The organism is Dactylosporangium sp. NPDC000244, from assembly GCF_040300725.1.
Classification (GTDB): domain Bacteria; phylum Actinomycetota; class Actinomycetes; order Mycobacteriales; family Micromonosporaceae; genus Dactylosporangium.
The window spans coordinates 203,416-217,109 of sequence record NZ_JBEPEH010000002.1 but is presented as its reverse complement, the minus strand read 5'-3'; the positions used below and the strand labels follow the sequence as shown (position 1 = coordinate 217,109).

The 13,694-nt window shown below is 66.2% G+C and carries 7 protein-coding genes; all 7 read left to right on the top strand.

What is annotated here, in order from left to right:
* Positions 1-104 precede the first annotated feature (104 nt).
* On the top strand, positions 105-1,235 hold the full coding sequence (locus ABT369_RS03410) for a fibronectin type III domain-containing protein (RefSeq protein ID WP_350610076.1): 1,131 nt from the start codon (positions 105-107) through the stop codon (positions 1,233-1,235).
* Between the two features lie 113 nt (positions 1,236-1,348).
* On the top strand, positions 1,349-2,683 hold the full coding sequence (locus ABT369_RS03405; protein ID WP_350610075.1) for a class I adenylate-forming enzyme family protein: 1,335 nt from the start codon (positions 1,349-1,351) through the stop codon (positions 2,681-2,683).
* Between the two features lie 894 nt (positions 2,684-3,577).
* Entirely contained in the window at positions 3,578-7,114 is a 3,537-nt protein-coding gene (locus ABT369_RS03395) for a DEAD/DEAH box helicase family protein (protein ID WP_350610074.1), read from the top strand.
* Entirely contained in the window at positions 7,111-8,592 is a 1,482-nt protein-coding gene (locus ABT369_RS03390; RefSeq protein ID WP_350610073.1) for a restriction endonuclease subunit S, read from the top strand. The genes ABT369_RS03395 and ABT369_RS03390 overlap by 4 nt, the downstream gene beginning before the upstream one ends.
* Complete coding sequence (locus ABT369_RS03385) at positions 8,589-10,133, top strand: class I SAM-dependent DNA methyltransferase (RefSeq protein WP_350610072.1); 1,545 nt, start codon at positions 8,589-8,591, stop codon at positions 10,131-10,133. The genes ABT369_RS03390 and ABT369_RS03385 overlap by 4 nt, the downstream gene beginning before the upstream one ends.
* Before the next feature lie 362 nt (positions 10,134-10,495).
* Positions 10,496-10,654 (top strand): hypothetical protein, encoded by a 159-nt coding sequence (locus tag ABT369_RS03380; protein WP_350610071.1) that lies wholly within the window; start codon positions 10,496-10,498, stop codon positions 10,652-10,654.
* A 258-nt stretch (positions 10,655-10,912) separates the two neighbouring features.
* Positions 10,913-13,363 carry a hypothetical protein gene (locus ABT369_RS03375; RefSeq protein ID WP_350610070.1) on the top strand — a complete coding sequence of 817 codons (2,451 nt, stop codon included), beginning with the start codon at positions 10,913-10,915 and terminating at the stop codon, positions 13,361-13,363.
* Positions 13,364-13,694 lie beyond the last annotated feature (331 nt).

Below are 13,694 nucleotides of genomic sequence, written 5' to 3'. Positions count from 1 at the left end.
GCGGGCTCGGTAGCGTGGCCGGCCGGCACCGCGGCGGCTCCGACCCTTCGCCGCTGTCAGCAGCCGGCGGTGGGCAAAGTCTGACCGAGGCGATCGATGCAGCCATGGCGTGCCTGACCGCGTACCGGTTCCCTGAGGCATATCAGCTGCTGGTCGAGGCGCGGTCGCTGATCGGCCACGGGGTTGAGGCCACCAGCACCGACGTGTTCGACGCGGGGCGGCTGCTGGCGGAGACCATGCTCGCCCTCGGCGACCCAGACCAAGCCGAAACACTGGTCGTCGAGCTCGCCGACGCTGACCTCGGCCCGTACCAGCAGACGATCCTGGCCTGCACCCGAGGCCGGGTCCTGGCCGCCCAAGGCCACCTCGACGCCGCGTACGCCTGCTACCACCAAGCAGCCCGGCAGGACCACCCGAGGGCACGCTGGCCGATGCTGCTGGCCACCGCTGGCCAGGCGCTCACCGTCGCGGCGCTGGGCCGCCCGCACGACGCCGAACCGGCGCTCACCCGCGCCTACCACCGCCTGCTCAGCGAATACGGCACCGCCCCGGTCGAAGTCGTCCAGATCGGCACCGACCTGGCCAGGCTCCGCCGGTCGCTCGGCTACCACGACACCGCCCGCAACCTCCTCGCCCACCTCCAACCAGCAGCACCCCGGACCCTCGGCGCCGCCCACCCTCTCGTCGAACAACTGGCGGCGCTCGGCCAGACGCCCGACATCGCCCTACCCGACCACGGCCGCGCCATCACGCCGCCCGAGCCGCCGAGGTGGTACTGGCTGCGGATCGCTGCGATCGTGTGCCTGCTCGCCGGCACGGTGACCGCCGTCGTCCTGCTCGGCGTCGCGCTGCAGCATCAAGTAGCGCCGCCGACTCCATCGCCGACCACCACCACGGAGGCGGCGCGCGAGTCATGGCAGCCCCAGCGCGCAGCGGCATGGAACGTGCGCATTGCGCGGGACACCGGGACCACGATCTCCATCGCCTGGGATGACCCCAGCGGCGGCACCGCCGCCACGGTCATCTTCCTCATCAAGGACGACGATCCGCCGGTAGTCGCGGCGACGCTGCCCGCCGCCACTATCAGCTACCGGCTCACCGGACTCGACCCGCACGCCCGCCGCTACTGCATCCGCGTCGCTGTCGCCTACCACCCCACCGCCGTCGTGGCCGCGCCCGACGTGTGCAGCACCAGACCCACCGCGAGCACCACACCGTCCGGCAGACCGCGATGACGTCGCCACCTCCGGACGTCAGCTGCCTACCGATCCCCGTGGCTGCGCTCGCGCATCTACTGCCTGCGCCGCAACGGCGCATCGTCCAACCGCTACCCCCTCCGGAGCCGACCATGATCACTACGGCGGACGCCGCCGCGAGCACCTCGACCACGATCCGGAACATCGTTGCCCGGTTCCGCGACCACGCGACCAGCCAACCCCACCGGATCGCCGTCATCGACGCCGTCGGCGCCACCACGTACGGCGAGCTGTGGCAGCAGGCATACGAATACTTCGCCTACCACCAGCCCGCGGCCGGCGCCATCGTGCCCATCGCCGTACGACCGGCCAGCGCCACCCTCGCCGCGACACTCGGCGTCTGGCTCGGCGGCGGCATCCCACTGCCCATCCCCAACACCACCAGACCAAAGCTCGTCGCCACCGCCGTGCAACGCGCCACCCGCCACACCCACCACTGCCGGCCGTGGCGTGCGCACCTGCACGCCGAACAGGGCAGCCGATACGTCTACCTCGCTGGCGGTGAACCACCCACCGTCCCCCGCATCGCCGACGCCATCGGCCTCACCCCCGGCGGTATCGCCCTCATCGCCGCCCCACTGCACCGCGCGGCCATCTTCGACATCGCCATCCGGCAGCTGTGCACCGGCGGCACCATCGTGCTGCGCCCCGATTTCACCACCGACGACTGGCTGGCCACCGCCGTCGAGACCGGCGCCGACTGGGCCATCCTCGCCCCCGGCATGGTGCTTGCCCTCCTGCAACACCAGGACACCATGGCCGGCTGGCTCACCGTGGCCACCCGCACACTCCGACGCGTCGTGGTCCCTGCCACGGTGCCCGCCATCAACGTCGACCACCTCGCCGCCCTCACCACCGGCACCGACACCACCGTCACCGTCTGGTACCACGCCCCCACCTACGACGGCGCCCACACCACCAGCCAACCCTTCACCGTCCTCGCCCCGCTACCCGGCACCCGGCTCCGCGTCGTCGACCCCACCGGCCGACCCACCCCGCCCGGCATGCCCGGCCTCATCGAAGGCGCCAGCAGCAGCGACGCCACCGCCCACCGCGCCGACCAGCCCTGCCCCCCACCCACCGCCTGGCGGACCATCGGCGACATCGGCACCCTCACCCCCGCCGGCAACCTCACCCTCACCCGCCTGGAACCAGCCAACCACTACCTCGACCCGTACGGCGTCCGGACCAGGGTCACCGCCCTCCGCCAAGCCCTCACCGACCACCCCGACCTGACCTCCACCGCCGTCTACATCGTCCCCGACCAACAGGGACTACGCCGCGCCCACGTCCAGGCATGGACCACCACAGCCCTCACCGCCACCGCGCTCGCGCACCACTGCGCTGCGCACGGTGCCGCCATTACCGCCGAACAGATCACCATCACCACCGACCAGGCAGCGCCAACAGCAGCCGGCGCCCGATGAACCGCCTGGTCGCGCAGGTGCACGCCGTCCTGATCGCGTGCCGCAACCGGCTTCAAGCCGTCGGCTCCGGCCGCCGGCGGAGAGCCAACTCGGGAAACGTTCAACGCGAACCGTTGCTCGACAGCGCAGCGTCGACTGCTTTCCAGACATTCGCCACCACGCATAAACTGCTGCTGTCGCTCGACGCACCAGAATGTGACGGACAATGCGGGACTCCCGCCCTGTACGACCGCAGCACAAGTACCTGGCGCCACCTCGGCGACCTCACCCCCTGCCGCCGACCGATCGCCCAGGCCAACCACCCAGCGTGGCCACAGAACCGTCCGGCTTCACCCAATCGGCGTCCTCTGTGAGCCCCTCGCGTTGTTGATCATGGCCGAGCTCGTCACCCGCGTCCCCGTGGGCCACCGCGCCCGCGGCCTGGTCCGCATCTCCGCCACCTCGGCCATTGCCGGTATCGCCGCAACGAGCCCGGAACGAACTGGCCCGCGAAGGCCACCCTGTCAGTCGTGACGCCCTCGCCCGGCGGCTGCGCCGCAACGGTCACTCCATCCGCAACAGCGGCGTATCCGAACTGCTCACCGCACTGCGTCAGGAGCCGACATCGATCAATGATCGCCGCACCGCGTCGACGTAGTGAGCCCGGCGTTCCGCGACCGGCTTGACGCGAGGCGGCGTGATTCCAGCGGATCATTTCGACGTGACCAGTCACGTCGTGGAGGTCAGGCTGCAACGCCATAATGGCTCGTCGGCGTCGCGACACTGCGGTGCTCGTGGGTGGGGTGGATCGATCGTCCGTGAAGTCGCGCGGGACGTGGCTTCACGGTTCTGTGTTTGGTGGGTCGCGTAGTATCTCGTGGGCGTCTGGTGCGAGGGGGCGGTATGGACAGGCGGTTGGCTGAGCTTGCCCGGTCTTCGTCGAACTTTGGTCGTTTGTTTGTGTACAGTCCGTTGCTGGCGCTGTATGGAGCGCAGGCGGAGTCGGTGGCGTTCACCGATGCCAATGCTGCGTTGGTGCATATGCGGCAGTTTGGTGAGGTTCTCGCCGAAGAACTGATTACCCGCTCGGGGTTGCGGGTGCATGGGGACCGTCAGGTGGACCGGCTGGCGGTGCTGGCGAATGCGGGGATGTTGACCCGGGAGGTGCGGGCGGCGTTTGACACGCTGCGTATGTCGGGGAATCAGGCGGCGCACCGGCACATGTTCGACACTGCTCGCGCGCTGGAGGCTATTCGGCTGGCGTGGGAGTTGGGGGTGTGGCTGCACCGGGCGTTGTCGGGCGACCGCGCGGTGGAGGGCTTCGTTCCCCCGGCTGAGCTGGCGGTTGCCGATCCGGCCGAGCTAGCTGAGTTGCGCAGGCTTCTGGAGCGTGACCGGCAGGCGCTTGCGGAGTCGAAGCTTCGGCTTGGTGAGGCCGTGGACATGGCGCAGGCGCATGAACGGGCGTTGGTCGAGGCGGAGTCCATGATCGCGGTGTCCCGTGCCCTGCATGAGGAGTTGCGGTCGCGGAACGCGGCGTTGCTGGCGGAGTTGGATGCATTGGGGGCGGCGCAGCAGGCTGCGTTCGCTGCGGTGAAGGAGCATCCTGCCCGGGTCTCGGCGGCGCAGCGGGAGACGATCGTTGAGCGGGCAACGCGGCCAGCGCCGTTGACCGAGGCGCAGGCCCGTCGGGTCATTGACCGGATGCTCACCGACGCGGGCTGGGCTGTGCAGGATATGCGGGATCTGAATCCGCTGGCTGGGCGCGGGGTTGCGGTGCGGGAGTTCCGGCTGGCATCCGGGCCTGCGGATTACGTGCTCTACGTCGACGGCGTGATCGTGGGGGTCGTCGAGGCGAAGCGAGAGGGCGAGTCGCTGACGGCTGCGCAGGCGCAGAACGCCCGATATGCCAAGGGTGTGCTCAAGGAGCATTCGCTCGCAGTGTGGCGGCAGGACGAACCGTTGGCGTTCCGGTATGCCACGACCGGTACGGAGACGGTGTTCCTCAACCGTCTCGATCCGCAGGCGCGTAGCCGGGAGGTGTTCTCGTTCCACCGGCCGGAGACGATTTCCCGGTGGATGCGTCAGGCCCAGGAGCACCCTGAGACGCCAACCTTCCGGGCGCGGTTGCGTGCACTGCCAGCGTTGGAAACGAGCGGACTGCGACCGGCGCAGATCGAGGCGATTACCGGCCTGGAAGCGTCGCTGGCACAGGATCTGCCGCGAGGTCTGATCCAGATGGCGACAGGTGCCGGGAAGACCTTCACTGCCGTGACAGAGGTGTACCGGCTGCTCAAACACGTGAAGGCGCAGCGGGTGCTGTTCCTGGTCGACCGTAACAACCTCGGCCGTCAGGCGCTTGCGGAGTTCCGCAACTATGTTCCGCCGGATGATGGGCGCAAGTTCGCCGAACTGTACAACGTTGAGCGGCTTGCCGGTGACACCGTGCAAGAGTCGTCCAGCGTCGTGATCTGCACGATCCAAAAGATGTACGCCTTGCTGCGGGGCGAGACGGTCGTCAACGACGACGCGGCCGATGACGCTGGTGACGACGCCGACGTGAACGCCGGTGACGACACCTACGCGGCGGATGCACCGGTCGAGGTGGTCTACAACCCGCGTGTGCCGCCAGAGTCGTTTGACCTGATCGTGGTCGACGAATGCCACCGGTCGATCTATGGGTTGTGGCGTGGCGTGCTGGACTATTTCGATGCGCACATCGTCGGGCTCACCGCGACCCCGACCAAGCAGACGCTCGGGTTCTTCCACCAGAACCTGGTCTCGGAGTACACCTACGAGCTGGCCGTCGCTGACGGGGTGAACGTCGACTTCGACATCGTCCGCCTGTCGACGCAGATCGGCACCGAGGGCTCCTTGATCGATGAGGGCACCACCGTCAAGATCCGCAATCGGGCGACCCGTGCTCAGCGGTACGAGCAGCTCGACGACGACTTCACCTACACCGGGCGGCAGCTCGGCCGGTCCGTTATCGCCGAGGACCACATCCGCACCGTGCTGGCCACCTACCGGGACAACTGGCGGTCGTGGTTCCCCGACCGGGATGTGCTGCCCAAGACGCTGATCTTCGCGGCGGACGACAACCACGCCGAGGAGATCCTGCAGCACGTCAAGCTCGTCTTCGGCAAGGGCGACGCCTTCGCCACGAAGATCACATACAAGGTCCGGGCCGCTGGGAAGAACCCGGACAGCCTCATCAACGACCTCCGGCACGACCCCGAGCTGCGGGTCGCGGTCACCGTCGACATGATCGCCACCGGCACCGACGTCCGCGCCCTCGAATGCGTGATCTTCATGCGTGCCGTACGCAGCGCTGTGCTGTTCGAGCAGATGAAGGGCCGCGCCGCCCGCACGCTCGACAACGACGAGCTGCGCGAGGTCACCCCGGGCGCTGGCCCGGACATCGCCAAGACCCGCTTCATCTTGCTCGACGCCGCTGGCGTCACCGACTCCCCGCTCGTGGACGCCAAACCGCTCACCATGGCCAGCGAGAAACAGGTCAGCCTGGATAAGCTGTTGCAGAAGTGCGCAAGCCTGTCCATCGACGCCACCGAAGCCGCCACCCTCGCCGGACGGCTGTCGCGACTCAACCAGCAGATCACCCCCGCGGAGCGGCAGGAACTCGCCACCGTCGGCGGGCTCAGCATCGCTGCGCTGGCCCGGAATATCGTTGCCGCGATCGATCCCGACGCCCAAGAGCAGGCACAGCTCACCGGCGGCGACGCCGCAGCCCGGCAGCTCGTCGCCCAAGCCATCACGCCCCTGACGAGCAATCCCGACTTCCGCGTCCGGATCCTGGAGATCCGCCGCGACCATGACATCACCTACGACGCCACCAGCACCGATCAGATCACCCGGCTCGAACTCGTTCCGCGCGAGGAACGCGCCGCCTCCGTCATCGGCTCCTGGCACGCCTACCTCGACGCGCACCGTGACGAGATCACCGCGATCCACGTCCTGACCAACACCCGCGGCGGCGGGCGCGACGCCTTGGCCAAACTCGGCGAGATCGCCGCCCGTATCCGCCGCCCCCCGTACACCTGGACCCCAGCCGTCCTCTGGGACGCCTACGAAACCCTCGACAAGGCCGCGACCACCCCGGACGGCGACGCCGGCCTGCCAGACCTCGTCAGCCTCATCCGCTACGAGCTCGGTCTCGACACCGACCTGCGGCCGTATCGCAGCGTCGTCGAAGAACGCTTCGCCGGCTGGCTGTTGCGCCAGGAGCAGGCCGGGGTCCACTTCACGATCGAACAGCGGTGGTGGCTCGAACACATCCGCGACACCATCGCCATCGGGGTCGGCGTTACCGTCGAGGACATCAATGACATACCCTTCACCGAGCGCGGCGGCCAGGCCGGACTCGTCAGACACTTCGGCGGGCGAGACCAGGCCCGAACCCTCATCACCGAACTGGATCGAGAACTAGCTTGACCGAGGAACTCCCTAAAGGTTGGGCTCGCGTCCGGCTAGGCGACATTCTGCTCGGTATTGAAGCCGGAAAGTCGTTTACATGCGAGCCGCGTCCCGCCGAACCCGACGAGTGGGGCGTAGTCAAGGTCAGCGCGATGACGTGGGGAACCTTCAACGAGAAGGAAAACAAGGCACTTCCTGCGCATCGTGAGCCAGACCCTAGGTTCGAGATTCAGCCCGGCGACATCCTTGTCAGCCGCGCTAACACTGAGGCGTACGTGGGCGCCCCGGTTCTCGTCGGCAAGTGCCGGCCGCGCCTGCTCTTGTCGGATAAAAGCCTTCGGTTGAAGCCTGTAGATGGAATTGATCCACACTGGCTCGTCTATGCCCTTGCCTCCCCGACTGCCCGCCGACAGATCTCGGCCGGATCTACCGGTGCCCAGCAGTCGATGCGCAACATTTCGCAGAGCGCACTCGCCGAAATCGAAGTACTACTTCCGCCAACGGTCGAGCAGAAGCGCATTGTCGATGCCCTCGAAGATCACCTTTCACGCTTGGATGCCGCAGAGAAGAGTCTGGGTGTCACACTTCGGCGACTTGACCGCCTGCGAGAGGCCGTGATGGTGCCGACGAATCGGATCGCCGTGACACGTCCATCCGAGGCGGCACATTTCCCGTCGCCTGCGGGTGTTGACGACGGCGAGCTTCCGTTTATCCCATCGTCGTGGCGCTGGATGCGACTTGGCGAAGTGGCCGATGTTGTCGGCGGGGTCACAAAGGATGCAAAGAGGCAAGCAGGCGACGACTACGTCGATGTTCCATACCTGCGCGTCGCCAACGTGCAGCGGGGACACATCGACCTAACTACTATCGCGCACATCCGCGTCCCGAAGGCGAAAGCAGCACATCTTTTCCTCCAGTTTGGCGATGTCCTGTTGAATGAGGGTGGAGACCGCGACAAGCTCGGGCGAGGATGGATCTGGGAAGATCAGATCCCGGAGATGATCCATCAGAACCACGTCTTCCGCGCACGAATCAAGGACCAGATGCTTGACCCCAGATTGCTCGCATGGCATGCGAATGGGTTCGGCCGTAGATGGTTCGAGGCGAACGGCAAGCAGAGCGTCAACCTGGCCTCGATTAGCCTTCGTAAGATCAAGATGTTCCCCGTTCCGATTCCACCCAAGGCCGAACAGGCTGCGATGGCGCAGGAGATCGAGGAGCAGTTATCCATACTCGACAACGCCGCGGATCTGAGCAGAGCTGCGCATCGCAAGGCGGCCGCTCTCCGACGTGCACTGCTGACATACGCCTTCTCGGGCAAGCTCGTTCCTCAGAACCCCGAGGACGAACCGGCGTCGGAGCTACTGACTAGAGCCAAAGGCGCACTAGTGGGTGGTCTCACGAGCCCTCGCGTGCCACATGCCAGATCGGCCGCGGTAGTGCCGAAACTAGCTCGCGGTGCACCGAGTGGAATTCAGGAGGAGTTGCCGCTGTGAGCGTTGACACGAGTGCCGCCACTGCCCGGGCCGAGACGAATTCCCTTGTCGCGAAGCTGTGGAACTACTGCACAGTCTTGCGCGACGACGGCCTTTCAACGATCGACTACGTGGAGCAGCTGTCCTACCTGCTGTTCCTGAAAATCGCGGACGAGCAGTACCGAAACGATCTGAGCGACGCGCCGAAACGGATCGTGCCAGAGAATCTGGACTGGCCGTCGCTAATCGCTAAGCAGGGCGAGGAGTTGGAACGGCACTATCGACATGTCCTGATCGAGTTGGCCAAGCACCCGCACACCAACCTCGGCACGATCTTCGCGAAGGCCCAGAACAAGATCGCCGACCCTGCGAAGCTCCAGAAACTGGCCGTCGATCTGATCGGCAAGCAGGAATGGGCGGCTGCCGGCGTCGACATCAAGGGCGACGCCTATGAAGGATTGCTCGCCAAGGGCGCCGAGGACATCAAGACCGGCGCCGGCCAGTACTTCACCCCACGCGCCCTGATCGACGCCATGGTGGAGGTCACCCAGCCCACTCCGGACGAGACAATCCTCGATCCGGCCTGCGGCACCGGCGGGTTCCTCATTGCCGCCCACGCCTACATCGCCCGTGAGTACCACAACCGCATGACCAAAGCCCAGCGCGAGCGCCTATCCAGCGGCGCCATCCGCGGGGTCGAACTGGTGGCTGGAACGGCTCGCCTGGCCGCGATGAACATGCTCCTACACGGCGTCGGCGCCAGCGACGGCCCATCCCTCATCGATGTCCGCGACGCCTTGGCGAAACAACCAACCGGCAACGAGCGGGTGTCGCTCATCCTGGCCAACCCGCCCTTCGGCAAGAAGTCCTCGATCACCGTCTACGGCACCGACGGGCGCCTAGACAAGGAGGACATCTCGTACGATCGCACCGACTTCCGCTCCACCACCACCAACAAGCAGCTCAACTTCGTCCAGCACATCATGTCGGCGCTGAAGGTCGACGGCCGTGCGGCCGTGGTACTGCCCGACAACGTGCTGTTCGAGGGCGGCGCCGGGGAGGCGATCCGCCGCAGGCTGCTCAAGGAGTTCGACGTCCACACCCTGCTCCGCCTGCCGACCGGAATCTTCTACGCGGGCGGCGTGAAGGCCAACGTGCTGTTCTTCGACAAGAAGCCACCGCGGACCGACGGGCAGCCGTGGACGTCGGCACTGTGGGTGTACGACTTCCGGGTCAGCCAGCACTTCACCCTCAAAACCAAGCCCCTACGCCGGGCGCACCTTGACGATTTCGTCAGCGCCTACCTGCCAGGAAGGCCCCGTACCGAACGCGTCGAGACAGACCGGTTCCGCCCCTTCACCCTCGACGAGCTACTCAAACGAGACAAGGTGAATCTCGACATCACCTGGCTCAAAGACCCAGCGCTCGATGATGCCGACAGCCTGTTGCCCCCGGGAGTGATCGCCCGCGAGATCGTTGACGACCTGCAAGCCGCGCTACAGGAGTTCGCAGCAATCGGCGAGGCACTCGGCGAACCGGTTCCAGACGACACACTCGCGTAACGCCGTATCTATGCCGCAGGCCGGCCTCGACCACTACACCGCGGCAACGCTCGTCGCGGTCATGCTCCCCACCTCGGTGCTGCGTGCGATGCAGGATTTCCTAGAGCCCACCAGCCGAGCCCGCCGCAGGCCACGACGGCCCGCCACGTGCTGGTATCCCTGAATCTAGTTGGAGCGCACCCGTCGGCCTACCCTCAACCCTCGTGACCGACAGTGAGCAGCAAAGGGGCTCTTCGAAGTTGAACGGGATTCGCGTGTGAGTCGTTGTCCGGCTGGTGACATACGCCCCGGTGGTGGGGGCACGCGACTCATCGGTGATCATCTCTGTTGCTGACGCAGGGAAATCACAGGGAGCCACGGGCATGGTCAACGATGCGACCCAGCTGTTGGGCCTGGAGGGCCTGGCTGTCGTCGCGGTCGAGCATGACGGTGCGGGCGGACCGGTGGTCCACCTGGTCACCGCGGATGAGCGGGCACGCTGTTGTCCGGAGGTATCGCCGACGTCGTTGATCCGTGTATGAGATTCAAACGAAGTTGTCGGCGGCCGGGTTGCCGTTTGTTGAGCTTCGGCCGTTGCCGCAACCCGCCCACGCTCGTTGAGGGACGCGGGTCCGCGGCGTCTCGACAAGGTACCGGGCGATGCCTGCACGGGCTGGCGTCAGCCGCTGACGGTAACTTGTAGCCCGGGTTGTCCTATGACCACGCCGGGGGAATCATTGGTCAGTAGTCCGGGGTACGCGACGCTCCGAGTGGGGGTACGGCCTCCCAGGGTCGCGGTTGTGTTCGACGGCGGCAAGAACTGGCATTTCTGGGCAAGGTTGGCCTTGCACGCCTGCACGAAGGTCTGGGGTGGGGAAGGGTTCATCCTCGTCCCGCACAGCGAAGGCCGGGTCCGGTCAGAGTTGCTCGCTGCGGTGCGCGTGTACGACCCCGACTATGTGGTCACCCTGCAGCGGACGCTGCGGACTGTAGAACTGGCGGCACCGGGCTCCCTCAAGCTAACGAAGCCTGATGGATCGCACCTGGAGGGTGCAGACCGTGATCAGGTCATCAAGGCGCAAGGCGATGACCCGATCAGGTTCGCGGCAGACGTCCAGGCGCGGGACCGGGTCACCAGTGTCTGTTCGCCTCACCGCCGTCGCCACAACGAGGGAACGGCGGGCTGGGACGAAGATGTGACGGTGCTGGCCGTTGACGGTGATGCGCTGAGACTGACGAAGGCCGTCGACATTCCGAATGTCACCGCAGGTACATGCTTGAGTGCTCCGCAGGATTGGGGAGGCCCGCTGGGTGTGGCGGTCGCCGCTCGGTGTGGTGTCGTGGAAGAGCCACGTCTCGGCGGGGATCACGGCCTCGATGAAAAGGATTTTCGTCGGCTGGTTTCTTGGCTAGTCGACGCCGACGGAGGGCTCGGCGCGCCGCCGTCCGAGATTGTCTGGCGCCCTTATTCGGCGCTCAATGTCGATCCTGCCGCTGTCGGTACGGCCTTTGACCGAACCCGCCACGGCCTCACGTCGATTGGCCGGGGGCTCTCGCGCCGGCGGCGCGTCGTGGTGTCCGTTGGCGAGACGGCGGACGACTTCGCCCTCGCCTACGCATACCAGCGCCTCTACGGCCGCGCGATTTGGCTGCCCACGACGTGGTGGAAGCCGAGCGACGTAACGGACGAACAAGTAGCGAGTTCTGTCCGTCGGGTGATCTCCCGACACGTCTCCCGTGGTGACACAGTCACCATTACGACGACGTCACTCGACGACCCCGCCGTCGATTCGATCCTGGCTGACCTCCGGCAACCTACGTTCTGGGTCGAGGGAGACCAGGAGCGACAATCTCAACGCTTTCAAGAGCAGGTCACACGCGGTGTCGTTGACTGGCCTGTGGACGGTGTTCAATACCTCGCGGTTGATGGCCAGTTCGATCAGGACTACGCCATTCCAATCACGCGGAACGACGCTGACGATCTCGAGATGGTTGTCCCCTGCCCATCTCCGGTCATCAATCACCCTGACCTTGCCGCAAGCGCAGGATTGCACTGGCAGGTCGATGTCGAGCTGATCGAGGGGAGCACGCCTCGCGGTCGCGGCCTCGACGGGCACGTCCTGCTTGCAGACGGACAGGACCCCTACCTCACGTGGATCCGAAGCGGACGAGACAGCGTGGTCTACGAGTCTGAACGCTTCAACTTCATCGCCGCTGGCACGCCACCAGCGTCACGCCTCGCACGGCCACGGCTTCGCGCTCCCGGCTTGGCGACGTGGACGGACCTGATGGCCACACAGGACGGCAAGCGCATGGTCTTCTCGGCCGCTGGGCGACGGGTGGAGGTCATGCGGCAACTGTGGGGCGACCGTGCTGCCCTGGCGGCGCACTTCGCCGGATCGATGCTGCCGATGCTCCGTGCGTTTCGACCATCGAGCAAGAAATCCGCCCTGAAGTTCGATAACACGGACGGGGTCGTCCTGCCCACCGGAGCCGGCGATCATCTCTGGGAGGGCTACCTGACCTTCGCCGGCATCCTTGCCCACGGCAACGCGGGTGGAGACTCGGCAACCGAGTTCCGTACCCGGGTGGACGAAATGCTGGAACGCGGCATTCTCCGCAGGGGCCTCGTCTTGGGCTGCGTCCAGTGCGGCCGTCCAGCGTTCATCACAGTCGACGACCTCGCCCAGGTCAATCGTTGCCCTCGATGCGCGACGCTCAACAATCTGTCCCAAGCGCGATGGCGGCAACCAGAGACCGAACCGCACTGGTATTACGACCTGCACCCGACGGTCCGCGAACACCTCAGTCAGGACGGCGAGATACCGCTACTGCTGTCCCATCACCTGCGTGTCAACAGCCGCAGCTATGTCGACATCGCCGAAGTGGAGCTAAGGAACGCCGACACTGGCCCGGTTGCCGAGGCCGACCTCATTGCGCTCAGCGACGGGCAGCTGGTCACGGCAGAGGCGAAACGACCAGGATCGCTTGGCGTAGCCAAGGAACTTCGGCGCGTTGTCGCGAAGCGGGCGCTACTTGCTGAGCAGCTACGTGCAGATCAGATCGTGCTCGCCACTGCCCACACCGAGTGGGAGCAGTCCAGCATTGATGCCCTATGCCGGGAGATCAGGGAACGGCCGTGGTCTGTCGCCGCTCCGGTTGCGCGTCTCGTATGCGGATTGGGAACCAGCACGGTGACTGATCTGCGCGTTGACGCCGAGACGGGGCGGACGTCGCCGTGGCCGCGATGATCGTCGCCGCCCGCTACATCAGTTGCCACCGCAGTGGGCCACTGGGGCCGTGAAAGGCGTCGTGGCACTCCTTGTGCGGCTATCCGACGACCAAGGTCTCCTAGCGTGGGCCCGCGGTACTGCGACGGTCTACAGGTGGGCCGAAAGTGTCTGGTGCGGCGCAGGAGCGGGGCAGGACGACGAGCTCGTCCAGCGCTTCGGCGGCCACCTGCTGGTGAGAGCGGCGATCAAGAGATAACGAACGTCCCGGACTGATGTCCGGGACGTTCGGAAGATGCCGAGAACCGCCCAGGTCGGGCTGGCGCCGACGGCTCGTTGTTTGCTGTACGCG